The sequence below is a fragment of the Ideonella azotifigens genome (assembly GCF_021043325.1).
Taxonomy (GTDB): domain Bacteria; phylum Pseudomonadota; class Gammaproteobacteria; order Burkholderiales; family Burkholderiaceae_C; genus Ideonella; species Ideonella azotifigens.
The window spans coordinates 42,285-62,394 of record NZ_JAJNKD010000001.1 but is presented as its reverse complement, the minus strand read 5'-3'; the positions used below and the strand labels follow the sequence as shown (position 1 = coordinate 62,394).

Below are 20,110 nucleotides of genomic sequence, written 5' to 3'. Positions count from 1 at the left end.
ACACCAGCCCCGGTTCGGTGCCAGCACCTGCCGAGCCTCGCGCCACGCCTCAAACCTGGGCGAAATGCACCGGCAGCCCCGGCACCTCGACCCGCATCTGCAGCACGCAACCGGCCCAGGGCTGGCGTTGCAACTCTTCGGCCGGCCGGTTTTCGCGCGAGGTCGTCACGTACAAGGTGCGCAGGTCGTCGCCACCAAAACACGGCATCGTCGCGCAACGCACCGGCAGCGCCACTTCCTGCAGCGGCGTGCCGTCGGGTGCCAGGCGCAGCAGCCGCTGGCCCTCGAACATCGCGACCCAGTAGCAGCCCTCGCTGTCGACCGCCGCGCCATCGGGCCGGCCGCCATACGACGCCAGGTCCTGGCCGGCCTGCTTCAACGGAAAGCTAGCGAAGACCCGCTGGCGCGACAGTTCACCGCTGGCCGGATCGAAGTCCAGCGCATGGATGGTGTGGGCCTTGGTGTCGCTCCAGTACAGCGTGCGGCCGTCCGGGCTCCAGGCCAGGCCGTTGCTGACCGTCACGTCGCCGGCCACGCGCGCCAGGTGCTCGCCGGACCAGCGGTACAGCGCCGCCAGCGCCGGCTCGCGCGGCTCGTAGATCGTGCCAACCCAGAAGCGGCCTTGCGCATCGGCCTTGCCATCGTTGAAACGCTCCTTGCGCGGATCGTAGGGCGGCCGCGCCAAGCGGCTGCGCTCGCCGCTGCGCGTGTCGAAGGTCCACAAGCCATCGCGCATGGCCAGCATCAGCCCGCCGCCCAGCAGTGGTGCGATGCTGCAGGGTTCGGTCTCGAAGGCCCAATGTTCGTGCGTCGCGGTGGCCGGATGGAAGCAGTTCAAGGTCTTGCCTGGAATGTCGCACCAGTACAGCGCCGCCTGCTCCGGGTGCCAGAACGGCGACTCGCCCAGCAGCGAGGGCGCCACCGGCAGCGGATGGGGGTCGAACAGCAATTCGGCAGGCATCGGCACGGTCCTTGGCAGATTCGTCAGGTGAACGGCCGGCAGCGCCGCCAGCCCGGCCCGCATTGTCGCGGCCGGCCAGCCGGCGCAGGAACATCCCGGTTACCAAGACCAGGCAATGGGGCCTTCTCCGCATGGCCGGCCCGCGGGCCCGGTCCGACACTTTGGCCGATGACGTCCCTGCCCTTGCCGCGCGCCGCCGGCATCTCGACCGCCTGGCTGCTGCGCCTGGCCGCCATCAGCGCTGCGCTGGCGATTGCCGCCGCGCCGTGGGCGCTGAACCGGCCCTGGCTGAACTTCGCCTTCAAGCCGCTGACCACGCTGCTGCTGATCGCCTGGGCCTGGCCGCGCGGCCGGCAGCATCCGGCCCGCACAGCGCTGCTGGCGGGGCTGTGGCTGTCGCTGGGAGGCGATGTGGCCTTGATGTGGCCGCAACAAGGCTTCCTGCCCGGGCTGATCTGCTTCCTGCTGGCCCACCTGGCCTACATGTTCGGCTTCACGCGCGGGCCAGGGCGCTGCGTGTGGGCGCCGGGCCTGCTGCTTTACGGCCTGGTTGCCGCCGTCGTGCTGAGCCGGCTGTGGCCCGGCGTGCCGACAGACCTGCAGTTGCCTGTGGTGGTCTATGTGCTGGCGCTGGCCGGCATGGCCGGGCTGGCGCTGGGCCGCTGGTGGCATGGCCGTGGCGACCAGGCTGCCGCACCCTGGCTGCGCCGCGCAGCACTGGGCGGCGCGCTGTTCATGCTGTCGGACGCGATCCTGGCGACGAACAAGTTCCGCCCGCCGGTGCCGCTGGACACGCTGTGGGTGCTGGCCAGCTACTGGCTGGCCCAGGCCTGCATTGCCGGCTCGCTGCCGGCGCCGCGAAGGGACCGCTGACGACTCGGGCCCATCGCGTGACGCAGTGCACGCCAGCGCCAGGCGCGGCAGGGTCCAGCCCTGGATCCCGGCGCGCGGCGGACGAAAGCAGAGGGACGTCGATCTGCGACGAGCCCACGACTGCCCGGCATGCCGCTCCGTACCGAATCTTCCACACCCCATTTCATGCGCCATGCCCGAGCCGACGCGGCCCGCGCCAAGGCCATGCCGGCTTCGCCTGCCGCCGCCCTGGCCCGCATAGCACTGGCCGCGCTGTTGCTGGCCGGCGGCGCCGCCGCACTGTGGCCCGGCCCGACCCATGCGCGCGCATTGGCCGTCACCGTTGACCCCGCACTCGAAGCCGACGCCTGGACCGACCGCCTGGTCATCGCCTACCGCACGGCCGAGACCACGCCAATGCGCCGCACCCTGCTCAGCGCCGCCAACAGGACCCAGCAGCACCTGCAGCGCTTCGGCCTGCAGGCGCTGGACAGCCACAGCACCGCGCAAGGCGCGCAGGTGCTGCACCTGAACCGCTGGGCCCGCGCCGCCGAGCTGCGCCAGGTCGCAGCGGCCATGGTCGCAGCCGACCCCAACATCGCCTACGCCGAGCCGGACCTGCTGATGCAGCCGCAATCGGTGCCCAACGACCCGATGTACGGCCAGCAGTGGCACTACTTCGAGGCCACTGCCGGCCTGAACCTGCCGGCCGCCTGGGACCTTTCCACAGGCAGCGGCGTCACCATTGCCGTGGTCGACACCGGCGTGCGCCCGCATGCCGACCTGGTGGGCAACCTGCTCGCCGGCTACGACTTCGTTGCCAACAAGACCACCGCCGCCGATGGCGATGGCCGTGACGCCGACGCGACCGATCCCGGCGACGGCTGCGGCACCGCGGCCGCCAGCTGGCACGGCACGCACGTCGCCGGCACGCTGGCCGCGGTCGCCAACAACAACCTCGGCGTGGCCGGCGTGGCCCATGGTGCCAGGCTGCTGCCGGTGCGCGTGATGGGCTGCGGCGGCGGCTACAACTCGGACATCGCCAGCGGCATCGTCTGGGCCGCTGGCGGCAGCGTCAGCGGCGTGGCCGCGGCGGCCAGCAAGGCCAGGGTCGTCAACCTGTCGCTGGGCAGCAGCGGCAGCTGTTCGGCCACGATGCAGTCGGCGCTGGACCAGGCCCGCAGCCTGGGCGCCACCGTGGTCGCCGCGGCTGGCAACAACAGCGGCGCGACAGCCAAGTATTCACCGGCCAACTGTCGCAACCTGATCGTCGTCACCGCCCTCAGCCGTGAAGGCAAGCGCGCGAGCTACGCCAATTTCGGCGCCGAAGTCGACGTGGCCGCGCCCGGCGGCGACATGGCCACCGGCAGCGCCAACGGCGTGCTGTCGACCTCCAACACCGGCATGCTGACGGTGGGCAGCGACAGCTACCGCGTCGAACAAGGCACCTCGATGGCCACGCCGCACGTGGCGGGCGTGGCCGCGCTGATGCTGGCACGCAACCCGGCGCTGACGCCTGACGAAGTCGAAGTGCTGATCAAGAGCAGCACCCGCAAGATCCCCGGCGCCTGCACCAGTTGCGGCACCGGGCTTGTGGACGCCGCCGCCGCGGTCAATGCGGTTTTCCTCGCCGGCAGCGCCCCCACGCTGGTCACCGAAGTCGAACCCAACAACAGCCACGCCCAGGCCCAGCTGCTGAGCAGCTTCCCGGCCAAGGTCAAGGGCAGCATCAACGCCAACGGCGACCTGGACACCTATCGCATCAGCGTCCCGGCCAAAGGCACGGTGAAGGCGCGGCTGATCGGCAATGCCGAGTCCGACTACAACCTGGCATTCCGCAACACCAAGAGCGTGGTGCTCGCCACCAGCGTCCGCGCCAAGGGCCTGACCGACGAACTCAGCTGGACCAACAGCGCCAGCACCGCTGCCGACCTGTTCGTGCGCGTCTCTCGCGCCAGTGGTGGCGTCGGCGACAGCGGCGGCCGCTATACCTTGGAAGTCACGAGATAAGTGAAGCGCCCGAGCTACATGCCTTTGAAGAGGTGCGCGTAGCTGCGGCTCACTTCCAATTTTTGGCTGTGGCCTTTGACGGCCACGATCTGGCGGCCGCGGAAGTCGCGCGTGATCGAGCCGATGGCGTTCACCGCGACCAGCGTCGAGCGGTGGATCTGCCAGAAGCGCTGCGGGTCCAGCTCGTCGACCAGCTCCTTGATCGGCTTGCGGATCAGGGCCTCGACCTGCAGCGTCTGCACCCGGGTGTATTTCTCGTCGCTGATGAAAAACAGCACGTCCTCGACCGGGATCATCTGGATGCCTTGGCCCACCGTCGCCTGGATCCACTTCAGGTACTGCGGCTGCGCGCTGCCGCCTGCCGCCAGCCGGTGCAGCAGCTGCTGGATCGGCGGGCCGTCCAGCGCCGCGCTGCTGGCGGCCGGTGCCGAGCCGGCGTCGTCCGCCGCACGCCGCGCGGCCAGGCGCTTGGTGATGCGCTCAACCGTGCGCTGCAGGCGGTCGCGCTCGGCGGGTTTGAGCACATAGTCGGCCGCGCCCTGCTCGAAGGCCTCGACCGCGTACTGGTCGTAGGCGGTGATGAAGACGATCTCCGGCAGCCAGCCGTCGTCGCCCACGTCCATCTGCGCAATCTGCTTGGCCGCCTCCACGCCCGTCATGCCGGGCATGCGGATGTCCAGGAAGACGACGTCCGGCCGGTGCTGCTCGACCAGTTCGACCGCCTCGGCACCGTGCTTGGCTTCGGCCACCAGTTCCAGCGCCGGCCACACCTCGGCCAGCCGGGCGCGCAGTTGTTCGCGCATCAGCCGCTCGTCGTCGGCCAGCACCGCACGGGCGGGCGGGAAAGGGGAGGAAGGAGAAGCAGCGGCGTCGGTCATGGTGCTTACTTTAGCGGGCCGTCGGCACTTGTGGCCTTCACAGCGGCCGGCCGGGCGTTTCGATCGGGCGGTACGGCACGGTGATGGTCACCACGGTGCCGCTGGGCTGGTTGGCCGCCACCGTCAGGCTGGCCTTGCTGCCGTGCAGCAGTTGCAGCCGCTCGCGGATGTTGGCCAGGCCCACGCCGGTGCCGGAGGTGGCCGCGGCACCGAAGCCCACGCCGGTGTCGGCCACGGTGACCTGCAGCTTGCCGTGCACGATCTCCGCGGTGACGCGCAGCGTGCCGCCCTCGGGTTTGGGCTCCAGCCCGTGGCGGATCGCGTTTTCCACCAGCGTCTGGATCATCATCGCCGGGAACTCGGCCGACAGCAGGCCCTCCGGCACGTCGATGCGCGCGTCCAGCCGCTCTTCCATGCGCACCTTCAGGATCTCGACATAAGGCTTCACGACCGCCAGCTCGCGGCCCAGGTCGCGGGCGCTGGCGTCCGCGGTGTCGCGCATCGTCGGCATGCTGGCCCGCAGCAGCGCGATCAGGTTCTTCTGCATCTGGCTGGCGCGCGGCGGGTCGGTCTCGATCAAATGGTCGATCGAAGCCAGCGTGTTGAACAGGAAGTGCGGCTCGACCTGGGCCTGCATCGCGGCCATGCGGGCTTCCACCACCTGGCGCTTGAGCGACTCGGCCTCGGCCGTTTCGGTCGCCTGCGCGGCCTTCACTTCGGCCTGCATGCGGCCCTTGTAGGTGAACTTCAGGATCGCCGAAGCCACGATCCACAACAGCGCCAGGTCGCTCAGGAACTCGCCATAGCGCACGGTGCGGATGCGGGTGCTGGGGCCGTCCTCTTCCTGGGCAGCGTCCCGCACCGCTTCGGCTGCGGCCTCGACCGCTTCGCGCTGCGCGTCGCGCGCCTGCTCCAGCGCCTCGACCACCTGCTCCTTGGCCTCCTTCACCGCGTCGCGCACGTCTTCCGAGTCGGCATCGGCAGGCAGGGCCACGTGCACATGCTTGTCGCCGATGTTGATCTCCACCCCCGGCTGCTCGGCCGAGGCGGCGCTGGCGGCGCTGGCGGCCGCAGCCGCGGCGGCGGAGGCTGCGGCCTGCGGCTTTTCCTCCAGCCGCACGCCATGCTCGTCGATCGAGAACTCGAACGAGCGGCGCGGCGACGACGCCGGTGCCGCTGGCTTGGGCAGCACGATGTGGATGTCCGGTGCCGAGACCGGCGGAACGGGCGGCACCGTCGGCAGCGTGATCTTCGGCCGACGCGTGGCCACCACCGATTCGGTGAAGGTCCACTTGAACGGCGGCAGGCTCTGCACCAGGTGCACCACGACCAGCAGCAACACCGACAGCACCGCGAAGCGCCGCCAGCTGATGCGGACCAACCACGTGCCGTAAGCGTGGAAGGCCCGCATGCAGCCGGCGACAAACCGCTGCCAGCGCTGGGCTGGTGTGTCTTGGGAGGAGGGGAAAGAAGGACTCATGATGTTCGGACCCGCACGGAACGACGACGGCATGGTTCGAAATGTAGGCAAGCCACCGCCGCCCTGCAGCCGGCTTGCGACGCGCCGGCCGGTCGCGAGGACAGGCTGCACTTGGCGCCGACCAGACGGACAGGCGGCGCCATTCAGCGCCGCTCGACGATCACCGGCACCAGCTGAAGCGTGCTGCGCACCCGCTCGCTGGCCTCCCTGGCCTGCTCGCGCGAAACATACGGCCCGGCCTGCAGCCGGTGGATGCCGCCCTCGCTGAAGACCGCCAGCAACGGCGCCAGCCAGCCCAACTCGTCGGCCACGCGGCGGTGGAAGCTCATTGCGCCCTCGCTGCGGCTGAAAGCGCCCAGTTGCAGCCAGAAGCCGCTGGCCGCGGTGGTGTAGGAGCGGGCCTGGGTCGGCGCGGTGCGGCTGTTGGGCGGCAGCGGCGCCGCGTCGCTGCCCGGCGCGGGCATGGGCAGGCGGCTCAGCTCGGCCGGCAGGCGCGGGTTGCTGGCCTGCGGGTCCGGTGGCGGGTCGTTGCCCGCAGGGTTGCCGCTCGCGGCCAGCAGGGTTTGCGCGCGCAGTGCGTCGCCGCCCGGGCCGTCGTCGGCAGCCGCCGCGGCGTCCACCGCCGCCGGGGCCAAGGTGTTCGCCGGCATGCCGGCCAGCACCGGCGGCGGCACCGCGGCCGGTGGCGTCACGCGCTCCATCCGGCTGCCGGCGGCCAGCACCGGCGGCGAGCTGACCGAGGGCCAGACGCCGGCGCGGATGTCATCGTTCGTCAGCCGCGTGACCTCCACCGCCGACACGCCGCCCTGCACGCCCAGCTTCACGGCGGCCGTCCAAGACAGGTCGATCACCCGGTCTTTCGAGAACGGCCCGCGGTCGTTGATACGCACGATGATCTCGCGGCCATTCACCGGGTTGCGCACCCGGGCGTAGCTGGGAATCGGCATGGTGCGGTGCGCCGCGGTCATCGCGTACATGTTGTACAGCTCGCCGCTGGCGGTGCGCCGGCCGTGGAAGCGCTTGCCGTACCAGGAGGCCAGGCCGCGCTCGGCCAGCGGCTCGTCGCGGGTCACCGGCGTGTAGTTGCGGCCCAGCGCCTCGTAAGGCTTGTTCGGCCCACCGCTGACGATGGGCTCGATCTTGGGCACCGCGTCGGGCACCTGCTGCGGGTCAGGCCCGCTGCCGGCCGGCGGCGGACCGTCCGGCCCGTTGCCCGTACCCATGGTCGCGGTTTGCGTGGTCGTGCAGGCGGCCAGCAACACCAGCAAGCCGGCGCACAACCAGGCAACAAGGCGGCGACAAGGCGAGGCAGCCAGCGCAGAGGACAAACCGATGGTGCTCCCGGACAAGGTTGGACGCGGAGGCAGGCCCGGCGGGCCGCCGCGTGGGCTTGCATTCTGCCGCGCCACGCCATCCTGCCTGTTTCAGGGCTTGTCAGCCGGCGCACCCCCCTCCTTTTGGCCTAGACAGACCCCCTCCCGCGGCGGCATGGCGGGCCGCGCCTGCGCCCGCAAGATCGCCAGTGCAGGGGATTGGCAACGGCGGGCGTGGCTCGCATGCTGGGCCGCGCCCCTTTTTCATCCCCTTCCACAGGAGCACCCCATGTTTGGACTGACTTCCATCGGCGTTGTCCACACCGCCATCAGCCTGGTCGCGCTGGTGACCGGCGTCTGGGCGCTGGCCCGGGACCGCGAGATCTCGCCGCGCACCGGCCTGGGCCAGACCTACCTCTGGACCACCATCTTCACCTGCCTGACCGGCTTTTTCATCTTCCAGCACGGCGGCTTCGGGAAGCCGCATGCACTGGGCATCATCACGCTGCTGGTGCTGGCACTGGCCACGGTGGCCGGCCGTACCACGCTGCTGGGCCGCAGCAGCCGCTACGTCGAGACCATCAGCTATTCGCTGACGCTGTTCTTCCACTTCGTGCCCGGCCTGACCGAGACCTTCACCCGGCTGCCGGCCGGCTCGCCAGTCTTCAGCAGCCCGGACGACCCCGGCCTGCAAAAAGTGGTGGGCGTGTTTTTCCTGGCCTTCCTGGTGATTGCCACGCTGCAGGTGCGCCGGCTGCGCGCGGCGTCAGGCAACGCTTCCGTGCTCGGCAAGCTGGCCTGAGCCCTCATCGGGATAGCGTCACCCTGTCCATGCGGATGATGCGATGCCGGCGTGACCGCCGGAGACTGAGCGCAAGCCCAGGGAGTGCCGCGCCGTTCGGCGGAACCCGGGCCACACCCCCGCTCAACGCCTCTGAAAGGTCACGCCATGTCCATCACCGCCACCCCCACCCCCGGCCCGCTGCTGCTGAGCCCGACCGACCACGTGCTGGTCATGATCGACTTCCAGTCGCAGATGGCCTTTGCCACCAAGTCCATCGACGCGATCGTGCTGCGCACCAATGCCGCGCTGATCGCCAACGCCGCCGCCGGCTTCAAGGTGCCCACGGTGCTGACCACGGTCGCCGAAAAGAGTTTCTCGGGCCCGATGTTCGACGAGATCGCCGCCGCCTTCCCGGGCCAGGAGATGCTGGACCGCACCTCCATGAACACCTGGGAGGACGCGGCCGTCATCAAGACGCTGAACGCCATCGGCAAGGACCGCCTGGTGCTCGCCGGCCTGTGGACCTCGGTCTGCATCGTCGGCCCGGCCCTGTCGGCCATCGCCCAGGGTTACGAGGTCTACGTGATCACCGATGCCTGTGGCGACGTCTCAACCGAAGCGCACGAGCGTGCCGTCGAACGCATGATCCAGGCCGGCGCCCGCCCGATGACCTCGCTGCAATACATGCTGGAGCTGCAGCGCGACTGGGCCCGCGGCGAAACCTACGAGCTGACCACCGGCATCGCCAAGAAATTCGGCGGCGCCTACGGTCTCGGCGTGATCTACGCCAAGACCATGTTCGGCGCGCATGAGGGTTAAGGACCACCCCTACGCGCTCGCGCGCCCCTCTAGGGGCAAGACCAGCGGACCGGCGAAGCCGGATCCGCGGTCTTCGCTGGGTTAACACCGTCTCAACGTTGCAGCTGCTCGCATGAAACCCTACCTTGTCTCCGCGGCCCTTGGGCTGCTGGTGGGCGTGATCTACGCCTTGTTCAATGTGCGCTCGCCAGCGCCGCCGGTGATCGCGCTGGTCGGGCTGCTGGGCATCCTGGTGGGGGAGCAGTTGCCGCCGCTGGTCAAGAAGGTTCTGCAGACCGATTCGGCGCCGGTCTCGTGGCTGCAGCACCAGGTCAAGCCGCACATGTTCGGCGAGCTGCCGCGCTGCGCTTCGGCCCAGGCCGCCACCCCTGTCCAATCACCTGCCGAAGGCAATCCGCATGGCTGAGAACCTCACTCCCGACCTGATCCTGCACCGCGGCCTGTTCACCACGCTGAACCGCGCCCAGCCGACCGCCAGCGCGGTGGCCATCAAGGACGGCCGCTTCCTGCGCGTGGGCCAGGACCATGAGGTCATGCCGCTGGCCGGCCCGCAGACCAAGGTCATCGACCTGCGCGGCAAGCGTGTGCTGCCTGGCCTGATCGACAACCACCTGCACATCATCCGCGGCGGGCTGAATTTCAACCTCGAACTGCGCTGGGACGGCGTGAAGAGCCTCGCCGACGCCATGGCCATGCTCAAGGCCCAGGTCGCCAACACCCCCGCACCGCAGTGGGTGCGCGTGGTGGGCGGCTTCAGCGAGCACCAGTTCGCCGAGAAGCGCCTGCCGACGCTGGAAGAGCTGAACGCGGTGGCGCCCGACACGCCCGTCTTCATCCTGCACCTCTATGACCGCGCGCTGCTCAACGGCGCCGCGCTGCGCGCCGTCGGCTATACCAAGGACACGCCCGAACCACCGGGCGGCCAGATCCTGCGCGACAGCGCCGGCAACCCCACCGGGCTGCTGCTGGCCAAGCCCAACGCCAACATCCTCTACGCGACCTTGGCCAAAGGCCCGAAGCTGCCGCTCGACTACCAGCTGAACTCGACCCGCCACTTCATGCGCGAGCTGAACCGCCTGGGCGTGACCGGCGCGATCGACGCCGGCGGCGGCTTCCAGAACTACCCCGAGGACTACGAAGTCATCGAGCAGCTGGCCAAGGACGGGCAGCTGACCATCCGCCTGGCCTACAACCTGTTCACGCAAAAGCCCAAGCAGGAGAAGGACGACTTCCTGCGCTGGACCGCCAGCTCGCAGTACAAGCAGGGCGACGACTACTTCCGCCACAACGGCGCCGGCGAAATGCTGGTGTTCTCCGCGGCCGACTTCGAGGACTTCCGCCAGCCGCGGCCGGACATGCCGGCCAACATGGAAGACGACCTGGACGGCGTCGTGCGCATCCTGGCGCAGAACCGCTGGCCCTGGCGCATGCACGCCACCTACGACGAAACCATCAGCCGCGCGCTGGACGTGTTCGAGCGCGTGAACCAGGACATTCCGCTGGCCGGCCTGAACTGGTTCTTCGACCATGCCGAGACCATCTCCGAGCAGTCCATGGACCGCATCGCGGCCCTCGGTGGCGGCGTCGCGGTGCAGCACCGCATGGCCTACCAGGGCGAGTATTTCGTCGAACGCTACGGCCATGGCGCGGCCGAGGCCACGCCGCCGGTCGCCAAGATGCTGGAAAAGGGCATGAAGGTTTCGGCGGGCACCGACGCCACCCGCGTCGCCTCGTACAACCCCTGGGTCTCGCTGTCGTGGCTGATCACCGGCAAGACCGTGGGCGGCATGCAGCTCACGCCGCAGCGCAACTGCCTGGACCGCGAGACGGCCCTGCGCATGTGGACCGAAAACGTGACCTGGTTTTCCAACGAGGTCGGCAAGAAGGGCCGCATCGAGCAAGGCCAGCTGGCCGACCTGGTGGTGCCGGACCGCGACTTCTTCGCCTGCGCAGAAAGCGAGATCGCCGACACCAGTGCGCTCCTGACCGTCGTCGGCGGCAAGGTGGTCTGGGGTGCGGGCGACTTCGCCGTGCATGACGACAGCGCGCCACCGCTGCCCATGCCGGACTGGTCGCCGGTGCGGCGCTACGGCGGCTACGGCGCCTGGGGCGATCAGTCTCAAGCACCGCTGGCCCGCGCCGCGGCTGCGGCGGCTGCCTGCGCTTGCGCGACGTCCTGCGGCGTGCACGGCCATGCGCATGCCAAGGCCTGGGGCAACAAGGCACCTGTATCCGATCTGAAATCCTTCTGGGGCGCGCTGGGCTGCGCCTGCTGGGCGGTTTGACATGGCACGTTCCACCCTCAAGATCGCGCCGCTGCCCGGCGCCGACCTGGCGCCGGCCTCCGGCCTGGCATCCCCTGTCGTGCGCTGGCTGGCCCTGCTCGGCCTGTGCGCGGCCTACCTGCAAGGCGGGCTGGTCAAGGCCTTCGACTTTGCCGGCGCGGTCGGCGAAATGCAGCACTTCGGGCTGCAGCCGGCGATGCCGCTGGCGCTGGCCACCATCGTGCTGGAACTGGTCGCCTCGGCCCTGATCCTCAGCGGCAAACTGCGCTGGCTGGGCGCGCTGGCACTGGCCGTCTTCACGCTGGGCGCCACCTTCATCGCCAACCGCTTCTGGCTGGCCGAGGGCCAGGACCGCTTCATGCTGATGAACGCGTTTTTCGAGCACTGGGGCCTGGCGGGCGGCTTTGTGCTGGTGGCCTGGATGGACTGGCGTGAGCGCAGCGGGCACTGAAGCCGCCGCCGTGGCACTGGTGCAGGCCGCGGCCACGCTGCCGATCTTCTGCTGGCAATCCCCGCCAGCGTGCTGTCGGACAGCATGGACCGGCGGCGCCTCCTGATCGCGGTGCAGCTGCTGCCGGCCTCCGTCAGGCTGATTCAGGCACCTGATTCACGCGGGCAACTGGAAGCGGCCGACCGCGGCCGAGAGTTGCAAGGATTGATCGCGCAAACTCTGCGCGGCTGCGGCTGACTCTTCGACCAGCGCGGCGTTCTGCTGCGTGACCTCGTCGAGCTGCTGCACCGCGCCGGCGATCTCGCCGAGGCTGCGCGACTGCTCGTTGGACGCGGCCGAGATGCCGTTGATCATCTCGGTCACGCGCTGCACCCGGCCAACGATCTCGGACATGGTGCTGCCAGCGCTGCCCACCAGGCGCGCGCCGCACTCCACCCTTTCGGCCGAGGTCACGATCAAGGTCTTGATCTCGCGCGCCGCGGCGGCGGAGCGCTGCGCCAGCGAGCGCACTTCGCTGGCCACCACCGCAAAGCCCTTGCCCTGCTCGCCAGCGCGGGCAGCTTCGACCGCAGCGTTCAGCGCCAGGATGTTGGTCTGGAAGGCAATGCCATCGATGGTGCCGATGATCTCGGAGATGCGGTTCGAGCTGTCCTGGATGTTTTGCATCGTCGTCACCACTTCGGAAACCACCTGGCCGCCGCGCTGCGCCACTTCGGTGGCCGAGCCGGCTTCCCTGCTGGCCTGTTCGGCCGCTTCGGTGGAACGGTTGACCGTGGTCGTCAGCAGGCTCATCGAGCCGGCCGTGCGCTGCAGGTTGGCCGCGGTGGCTTCGGTGCGGGTCGACAAATCCTGGTTGCCCAGCGCGATCTCGCCGCTGGCCGCGCCGACATTGCCGGTCGCGTCCCGCACCTGGGCCATGACCTGGGCCAGGCGGTCGCGGGTGCTGCACAGGGTCTGCATCATGCGGCCGATCTCGTCGAGCCGGCCGATCGGCACGTCCACGGTCAGGTCGCCCGCGGCAATCGCGCTCAGCGCCGTCTCGGCCTGCTGGAAGCGGCGCTGCAGGCTGCCGGCAAAGCGATGGATGAAGACGAAGATCAGCGCGCACACCACCAGGCTGATGGCCAACGTGACGCCGGCAAAACGCAGCGCGTCATTGCGCACCGCATCGATGTAGACACCCGAGCCGACCACCCAGCCCCAGGGCGTGAAGCCGGCCACGTAGCTGCGCTTGGGCACCGGCTCGTCGCTGCCGACACGCGGCCACAGGTAGTCCACGTAGCCGCTGCCCTGGGCCTTCACGACGTTCGCCATCTCGACAAACAGCTGCTTGCCCTTGGGGTCCTTGGTGTTGGTCTGGTCAGTGCCGTCCATCTCCGGCTTGATCGGGTGGGCGACCATGTGCGCCGTGACGTCGGTGATGAAGACGTATTCCTTGCCTTCGTAGCGCATGGCCATCAGCTCGGCCTTGGCCTTGGCCTTCGCTTCGGCCTCGCTGATCTTGCCGGCGGTGGCTTCGGTCTGGTACTTCTGCACCGTGCCAAGCGCCTGCGTGACCACCGCACGCGTGGTGCTCAGGCGCTGGCCGATCGACGACTCGTAGAACGCCAGCGCGGTGTACGCCGCCAGCCCCAGCATGGCCAGGGTCAGCAGCAGCGCCATCAGGCGCAGGCGGGTGGTGAGGGACAAGGTTTTCATGGGCGGCTCGAACTGCGAAATGGGCCGGCACCCTGCCGGAGGTCTGTCTTGTTTCGGCTCGAAACCACCGAAGCTGACGGCAACTTGACCCTCGTCAAATCAAACGACGTGGCGGCGTGACACATCGCACGTCGCAACAGGTCACCACGGCACTGCAAGCGTCATGGCCCCCGTCGAAACGCACGCTTACGCCTGAACAGGTCTCTTACTGGTCCTATATGTGTAGAACCAATTGAATGCCAATAGCATCGCGTCGCCCTTGCCTCATTGCTGTTTTCATCCACCATCTGCTCATCAGGCGGGGCCTTCTTCAAGGAGATCACCGCCATGTCGATTCCCGCTTTCACCCCAGCGCGCGCCCGGCTGGACTGGCTGGCCGCGCTGTCGGCCGTTGTCGCCGCCACCGTGCCGCTGGGCAGTTCGGCCGCCACGCCACTGAAGCAGCCCGTCACGGCGCAGGCCGTCGCCGCCTGCCAGGCCTGGGCCGCCAGCACCGTCTACGTGGCGGGCGACACGGCCACGCGCAACGGCAGCTCGTACAAGGCCAACTGGTGGACCCAGGGCGACGACCCGGCCACGCACAACGGCGGCGCCGGCAGCGGCCAACCCTGGACGCAGATCGCCAGCTGCACCGGCACGCCGCCCCCGCCGCCAGCCCCCGCACCTTGTGCGGCCTGGAGCGGCACGGTGACCTATGCCAAGGACGCACTCGTCACCGAAAACGCCGTGGGCTACCAGGCGCTGGCGCAGACGCTGAACCAGGAGCCGGCCACGCACAACGGCAGCGCCGGCAGCGGCCAGCCGTGGACCAAGACCACGGCCTGCGACGCGCCAGCGCCGACCGCGCTGGTCTTCGGTTCGTACAAGGACATCACGGTCAACCTGAACTGGAACACCAACGAACTCTCGACCCAGGTCACCGGCTCGCTGCAGCCGGTGCTCAGCGTGCTGCCGGCCAGGCAGCACTCGGCCACCTGGGCGTTTGCCACCGGCGAATGCGGGGCCGAGAACTGGGCCGGTGTGACGCCTGCGGCACTGGTCTCGGCGAACGTCTCGAAGTGGGTCGCGGCAGGCCGCAAATACATCATCTCGACCGGCGGCGCGGCCGGCAGCTTCAGCTGCGGCTCTGACGCCGGCTTCGAGAAATTCCTGGCCACCTACGCCTCCAGCAGCTTCCAGGGCGTGGACTTCGACATCGAGGCCGGCCAGAGCCAGGAGGTGATCAACAACCTGGTGGCGCGCGTGAAGACTGCGCAGGCCAAGCACCCGACACTGCGCTTCAGCTTCACGCTGGCCACGCTGGGCGGCAGCAACACGGCGCAAAGCCTGGGCGACGCCGGTGTGCGCACCATGAACGCGATCAAGGCCGCCGGGCTGAGCAAGTACATCGTCAACCTGATGACCATGGACTACGGCAGCACCAATGCCAACAACTGCGTGATCGGCAGCAACGGCTTGTGCGACATGGGCAAGTCGGCCGTGGCCGCGGCCACCAGCCTGCACAGCTACTGGGGCGTGCCGTACAGCCAGATCGAGATCACGCCGATGATCGGCGGCAACGACACCCAGGACGAGACCTTCACGCTGGCCGACGTGGACACCGTCGCCAACTTCGCGCGGGCCAACAAGCTGGCCGGCGTGCACTTCTGGTCACTGGACCGGGACGTGGATTGCGCACCCGGCTGGGCCTCGCCGGTCTGCAACAGCTACGGCCAGGCCGGCACCTGGGGCTTCACCAACCGCTTCGCGCTGAAACTGGGGCAGTGAAACCGGGGCAGTGAGAGCGGCGGCGATGGCTATCATCGCCTCTGGCCCGGCCGGAAGCAGCCTGCTTCCGCGGCCGGCCAGAGGTGACACCGATGGACCATCCCGCCAGCCCCCTGCCCGCCATGTCGGTCGAACAACGGTACCGGCTGCTGGTCGAGGCCGTGACCGACTATGCGATCTACCTGCTGGACGCGACCGGCCATGTGTCGAGCTGGAATGCCGGCGCGCAGCGTTTCAAGGGCTATGCCGAGGGCGAGATCCTGGGCTCGCATTTCTCACGCTTCTATGTGGACGAAGACCGGCAGAACGGCCTGCCGGCGCGGACCCTGGACACCGCGGCACGCGAAGGCCGCTTCGAAGGCGAAGGCTGGCGCCAGCGCAAGGACGGCACGCGTTTCTGGGCCCACGTGGTGGTGGATTCGATCCGCGACGCGCAGGGCCAGTTGCTGGGCTTTGCGAAAGTCACCCGCGACCTGACCGAGCGGCGCGAGACCCAGCAGGCACTGGAGCGCGCCCGCGAGTCCCTGCTGCAGGCGCAAAAGGTCGAGGCCATCGGCCAGCTGACGGGGGGCGTGGCGCACGACTTCAACAACCTGCTGATGGTCATCGTCAGCAGCATGGAACTGATCCGCCGCCGCACCGGTGACGACGCCAGGCTGCAATCGCTGGTCAGCACCGCCTTGAGCGCGGCCAGGCGTGGCGCCTCGCTGACCCAGCGCATGCTGGCCTTCGCCCGCCGCCAGGAGCTGAACCCGGTGACGGTGGACGCGCTGGCACTGGTGCTGGGCATGCGCGAGCTGCTGCGCCAGTCGCTGGGCCCTTCGGTGCGCTTGCAGCTGCCCACCGGGCAGGCGCCGCTGCACGTGCAGGTCGACGAAAGCCAGCTGGAGCTGGCGCTGCTGAACCTGGCCGTGAACGCGCGGGACGCGATGCCCGACGGCGGCAGCCTGACCATCAGCGTCCAGCCGAGCGTGATCAAGCCCTTGCCGGGCGCGGCCAGCCAACCCCTGCCCGCGGGCGCCTACGTCTGCATCAGCTTGCGCGACACCGGCCAGGGCATGGACGAGGCCACACTGGCGCGCGCCACCGAGCCGTTTTTCACCACCAAAGGCCCGGGCAAGGGCACCGGGCTGGGCCTGTCGATGATCGAAGGCCTGGCCTTGCAGCTGGGCGGCCGCTTCGTGCTGCGCAGCCAGCCCGGCGTGGGCACCACGGCAGAGCTGTGGCTGCCCGCAGCCAGCGCAGCCAGCGCCTTGCCCAAGGCAGGCGCCGAGCAGGTCACGCCGACCGGCCAGGGCCTGCAGATCCTGGTGGTGGACGACGACGAGCTGGTGCTCAGCAGCGCGCTGGCAATGCTGGAAGAACTCGGCCACCGCGCGCTTGGCGCCGCCTCGGCCAGCGAGGCGCTGCAGCTGCTGCGCAGCGAGCCCGGTGTCCAGCTGCTGCTGACCGACCACGCGATGCCCCAGGTCACGGGCGCCGAGCTGATCGCCATCGCCCGCCGCGAATTCCCCGCCCTGCCCGCCATCCTCGCCAGCGGCTTCGCCGAACTCGCTATCGGCCAGTCTCCGGTCACCGCCCACAGGCTGGTCAAGCCCTTCGGGCTGGAGACCCTGGAAACCGCCATCGCCCGGGCCATGATGCCCAACCCCCACCCCTGAGCCGCCGCCGCCGACGACGGCCGAATAAATGGGGTCAGACTCCATTTTTGACGGCGGGCGCTGCAGCATGCGACTGAGCGCTTAAGCTCGCCCAAGCTTCTTCACTTCTGCCACTGGCCACGGGATTCGACATGGGCAACAGCTTCGACCACGACTTGTTCGTCATAGGCGCCGGCTCGGGCGGCGTGCGGGCCGCGCGCGTGGCGGCCGGACATGGCGCCAAGGTGGCGGTCACCGAGGAGTTCCGGGTGGGCGGCACCTGCGTGATCCGCGGCTGCGTGCCGAAGAAGCTGCTGGTCTACGGCGCGCATTTCGCCGAAGACCTGCAGGACGCGCGCCGCTTCGGCTGGGACGTGCCCGAATGCGGCTTCGACTGGCCCGCGCTGCGCGACACGGTGCAGGCCGAGGTGGCGCGCCTCAGCGGCCTGTACCGGCAGACGCTGGACAGCCACCAGGTCACCGTGCTGAGCGAACGCGCCACCGTGACCGGCCCACACGAGGTGTTGCTGGCCAGCGGCCGGCGGGTCACGGCCAAGGTCATCCTGGTGGCGACCGGCGCTTCGCCGGTGCTGCCGAGCATCGAAGGCGCGCAACTGGGCATCACCTCCAACGAGGTGTTCCACATCGAACAGCTGCCGCGGCGGCTGGTGATTGCCGGCGGCGGCTACATCGCCAACGAATTCGCCGGCATCTTCCATGCGTTTGGCGTGCAGGTCACGCTGGTCAACCGCACCTCGCAGATCCTGCGCGGCTACGACGAATCCATCCGCGACCGGCTGCAGCAGATCAGCCTGGCCAAGGGCATCCAGTTCCGCTTCAACGCCGAGCTGGCGCGCGTCGAGAAGATAGGCGACGGCAGCCTGCGCCTGCACATCACCGGCGAAGACCCGCTGGCCTGCGACGCGCTGCTGTTCGCCACTGGCCGCAAGCCCAACACCGAAGGGCTGGGACTGACCGAGGCCGGCGTGGTGCTGGACGACCAGGGCGCCGTCAAGGTGGACGAATACAGCCGCTCCAGCGTGGAGAGCATCTATGCGGTGGGCGACGTGACCAACCGGGTGCAACTGACGCCAGTGGCCATCCGCGAAGGCCAGGCCTTTGCCGACACCGTCTTCGGCGGCAAGCCCCGCACGGTGGACCACAGCTGCATCCCGTCCGCCGTGTTCAGCGCCCCGCCGATGGCCGGCGTTGGCCTGACCGAAGCGCAGGCGCGCAAGCGCTATGGCGACATCAAGGTCTACACCTCGGACTTCCGCGCGATGAAAAACGTGCTGGCCAACCGCCACGAACGCGCGCTGTACAAGATGGTGGTGGACGCCGCGACCGACAAGGTCGTTGGCCTGCACATGATCGGCCCGGACGCACCGGAGATCCTGCAGGCCGCCGCGGTGGCCGTGAAAGCCGGCCTGACCAAGCAGGACTTCGACGACACCGTGGCGCTGCACCCGAGCATGGCCGAGGAGCTGGTGTTGATGCGCTGAGGCGATGCGGCGGGCGGAGCCCCCGCCCCGTGCCTTGTGTTCACTGCCTCACGGCCTGCGCCCGGCGATTGCCGCAGACATCCAGCCCCAACGCGATGAGCAGCGCACCGCAAGCAAGGTAGAAGCTGAGCGTGTGGTTCCCGCCGGCATGCTCATAGCATGTCACGCGCGTAGTTCAGCCCGATCCCGTAGCCGCCGCCATTGCCCTCAACGATGGCTCGCGCGGCATCGTAGGTGTCGTGCCGCGTCCAGTCCCGCTGCAACTCCAGCAGCACCTGCAGCCAGCTGGTCATGCGGGCGCCGGCCTGCGCCATCCGCCGTAGGGCCATCTCGTGCCCGGTGTCGGTCAGGCCGGCGCAGGCATCGGCAACCACATAGGCATTCAAGCCTTCCTGCTGGACACACAGCACAGGCAGCGAAATGCACGCTTCGGTGAGCATGCCGGAGAACAGCAGGTTCTTCCGGCCAGACTTCAGGATCGCTTCCCGTACCGCGTCGTCCTCCCAGACGTTCATGTTCCGCCGATCCAGGACCGGATGCTCGGGCAGCAGGGCCCGCAGCGCAGGAAGCAGCGGCCCGCTGTAGACCTTCGTCGCCGAGGTGCTGACGATGATGGGCAGGTCAAAGGCCAGGGCTGTCCGAACCAGGGCCAGGGTGTTGTTCAACAACACTTGCCGGTCCATCGACTGAGCGCCAAAGGCCAGGCCGGCCTGGTGGTCGATCAGGACCAGTGCGCAGTTGTCGGGTATGAGCAGGGTGTCGGGAAGTTTCATCGTGATTCCGGGATTCGACTGTGAAATGACCTGCCGCGCCCGCATTGGGCGCGGTCAGGACACCGGCACGATCGCCGAATTCGCGGCGCGTCACATCTTCCAGATTGGGTAGACCCCCATGCCCCGCATGCGGCGGACTACGGGCAGGTCCGAACAGGGGCTGTCCGGATGCCGTTCATGGCCTGCATGGCCGACGGCATGTCGACGCGATGGACCAGGGCACGGCGCGTCGAGCCATCGGGCAGGCGCTCCACCTTGAGGCACAGATCGGGGTTCATGCCCAGGGCAATGTGCTCCTCGAAGGTCGGCACGGGCGTGTTGCTGCGCGGGTCCAGCACACCCGGGTTCGCGAAGGACTCCCGCAGCACCTCGCGTCTGGGCGCGAGCACCAGCGCACCCGAAGCCGCCCGGGCGGCCGGCGCCGGCACGCCGACCTCGGCGCCGTCCAGGCCGACATGCCCTGGCAGCGCGGCGGGCGGCGAGGCGGTGCTCGCCTCGTTGATCGGCACGTTGGGCGTCGGCACCACCGCAGCAGCCGCGCCTGGCGAGGGCGCGGCAGGCGCTGCCACCACCAAGCTTCGCGAGACCGGCGGCGCGGGCGCCACGCTGCGCTCGGCTTCCTTGAGGACGCGCGCCACCGGGTCTGGCAGCAGGCGCATCCAGGAGACGACGGGCGTTTCCCTCTCCCGCGGCAGTTCCAGCTTGGTCTGCCAGCCCAGGCACACCAGCACGCCATGCACGGCCAACACCACCAGCCCGGCAACGGCGCGCCGCCGGGCCGGCGCGGCGCGAAGGTCCAACTTCAAGCGCCTGGCCCACAAAGGGCGACAAGCCGGCATGCCACAGACAGGGAAGACAGGGTTCTCATGGCGCTCGGCAGGCAAACATCAAACTTGC

17 protein-coding genes and 1 pseudogene are annotated in these 20,110 nt (G+C 69.2%); 11 read left to right on the top strand and 7 right to left on the bottom strand.

Annotation, left to right across the window (positions count from 1 at the left end; all coding sequences use genetic code 11):
- Window positions 1-49 precede the first annotated feature (49 nt).
- Window positions 50-961: an SMP-30/gluconolactonase/LRE family protein gene (locus tag LRH25_RS00275; protein WP_141287882.1), complete on the bottom strand. Its 912-nt coding sequence runs from the start codon at window positions 959-961 to the stop codon at window positions 50-52.
- Between the two features lie 168 nt (window positions 962-1,129).
- Here LRH25_RS00275 and LRH25_RS00270 point away from each other — a divergent pair, with 168 nt between their 5' ends.
- Together LRH25_RS00270 and LRH25_RS00265 are read left to right on the top strand one after the other, a co-directional pair.
- Window positions 1,130-1,834, top strand: coding sequence for a lysoplasmalogenase (locus LRH25_RS00270; RefSeq protein ID WP_231009996.1), 705 nt, complete (start codon window positions 1,130-1,132; stop codon window positions 1,832-1,834).
- A gap of 165 nt (window positions 1,835-1,999) precedes the next feature.
- Window positions 2,000-3,823, top strand: a complete 1,824-nt coding sequence (locus LRH25_RS00265; RefSeq protein ID WP_231009995.1) for a S8 family peptidase — start codon at window positions 2,000-2,002, stop codon at window positions 3,821-3,823.
- A gap of 14 nt (window positions 3,824-3,837) precedes the next feature.
- Here the strand turns inward: LRH25_RS00265 and LRH25_RS00260 are convergent, their stop codons facing one another.
- The 3 genes from LRH25_RS00260 to LRH25_RS32925 all read right to left on the bottom strand — a co-directional run bounded on the left by LRH25_RS00260 (window position 3,838) and on the right by LRH25_RS32925 (window position 7,404).
- A complete protein-coding gene (locus tag LRH25_RS00260; RefSeq protein ID WP_231009994.1) occupies window positions 3,838-4,701 on the bottom strand; it encodes a LytR/AlgR family response regulator transcription factor in 864 nt (287 codons plus the stop codon).
- A 37-nt stretch (window positions 4,702-4,738) separates the two neighbouring features.
- A complete protein-coding gene (locus tag LRH25_RS00255) occupies window positions 4,739-6,181 on the bottom strand; it encodes a sensor histidine kinase (RefSeq protein WP_231009993.1) in 1,443 nt (480 codons plus the stop codon).
- Between the two features lie 143 nt (window positions 6,182-6,324).
- On the bottom strand, window positions 6,325-7,404 hold the full coding sequence (locus LRH25_RS32925) for a septal ring lytic transglycosylase RlpA family protein (protein WP_310742402.1): 1,080 nt from the start codon (window positions 7,402-7,404) through the stop codon (window positions 6,325-6,327).
- A gap of 379 nt (window positions 7,405-7,783) precedes the next feature.
- Between LRH25_RS32925 and LRH25_RS00240 the strand changes: the two genes are divergently transcribed.
- From LRH25_RS00240 to LRH25_RS33250, 6 genes and pseudogenes are all read left to right on the top strand, one after another.
- Complete coding sequence (locus LRH25_RS00240) at window positions 7,784-8,296, top strand: DUF2306 domain-containing protein (RefSeq protein WP_141289959.1); 513 nt, start codon at window positions 7,784-7,786, stop codon at window positions 8,294-8,296.
- Window positions 8,297-8,443: 147 nt separating this feature from the next.
- A complete protein-coding gene (locus tag LRH25_RS00235; protein WP_141289958.1) occupies window positions 8,444-9,097 on the top strand; it encodes a hydrolase in 654 nt (217 codons plus the stop codon).
- A gap of 112 nt (window positions 9,098-9,209) precedes the next feature.
- Window positions 9,210-9,503: a XapX domain-containing protein gene (locus LRH25_RS00230; protein ID WP_141289957.1), complete on the top strand. Its 294-nt coding sequence runs from the start codon at window positions 9,210-9,212 to the stop codon at window positions 9,501-9,503.
- A complete protein-coding gene (locus LRH25_RS00225) occupies window positions 9,496-11,382 on the top strand; it encodes an amidohydrolase (RefSeq protein WP_231009992.1) in 1,887 nt (628 codons plus the stop codon). Before LRH25_RS00230 ends, LRH25_RS00225 begins: the two co-directional genes overlap by 8 nt.
- A gap of 1 nt (window position 11,383) precedes the next feature.
- Window positions 11,384-11,833 carry a DoxX family protein gene (locus LRH25_RS00220; RefSeq protein ID WP_141290947.1) on the top strand — a complete coding sequence of 150 codons (450 nt, stop codon included), beginning with the start codon at window positions 11,384-11,386 and terminating at the stop codon, window positions 11,831-11,833.
- A 1-nt stretch (window position 11,834) separates the two neighbouring features.
- Window positions 11,835-11,968: pseudogene (locus LRH25_RS33250) on the top strand (MFS transporter); the annotation flags it as partial.
- Between the two features lie 21 nt (window positions 11,969-11,989).
- On the opposite strand, the gene LRH25_RS00215 reads toward LRH25_RS33250, so the two are convergent.
- Window positions 11,990-13,531: a methyl-accepting chemotaxis protein gene (locus tag LRH25_RS00215; protein WP_141290945.1), complete on the bottom strand. Its 1,542-nt coding sequence runs from the start codon at window positions 13,529-13,531 to the stop codon at window positions 11,990-11,992.
- Between the two features lie 327 nt (window positions 13,532-13,858).
- On the opposite strand from LRH25_RS00215, the gene LRH25_RS00210 reads away from it, so the two are divergent.
- From LRH25_RS00210 to gorA, 3 genes are all read left to right on the top strand, one after another.
- The gene (locus tag LRH25_RS00210) at window positions 13,859-15,298 is read left to right on the top strand and encodes a carbohydrate-binding protein (protein WP_231009991.1); all 1,440 of its coding nucleotides are present in this window, start codon (window positions 13,859-13,861) and stop codon (window positions 15,296-15,298) included.
- A 92-nt stretch (window positions 15,299-15,390) separates the two neighbouring features.
- A complete protein-coding gene (locus LRH25_RS32920) occupies window positions 15,391-16,959 on the top strand; it encodes a PAS domain-containing hybrid sensor histidine kinase/response regulator family protein (RefSeq protein ID WP_141289505.1) in 1,569 nt (522 codons plus the stop codon).
- 131 nt (window positions 16,960-17,090) lie between these two features.
- Window positions 17,091-18,440: a glutathione-disulfide reductase gene (gorA, locus tag LRH25_RS00190; protein ID WP_141289504.1), complete on the top strand. Its 1,350-nt coding sequence runs from the start codon at window positions 17,091-17,093 to the stop codon at window positions 18,438-18,440.
- A gap of 152 nt (window positions 18,441-18,592) precedes the next feature.
- Here the strand turns inward: gorA and LRH25_RS00185 are convergent, their stop codons facing one another.
- Complete coding sequence (locus LRH25_RS00185) at window positions 18,593-19,213, bottom strand: isochorismatase family protein (RefSeq protein ID WP_141289503.1); 621 nt, start codon at window positions 19,211-19,213, stop codon at window positions 18,593-18,595.
- Window positions 19,214-19,350: 137 nt separating this feature from the next.
- Complete coding sequence (locus tag LRH25_RS00180) at window positions 19,351-20,013, bottom strand: hypothetical protein (RefSeq protein ID WP_231009990.1); 663 nt, start codon at window positions 20,011-20,013, stop codon at window positions 19,351-19,353.
- Window positions 20,014-20,110: the final 97 nt, after the last annotated feature.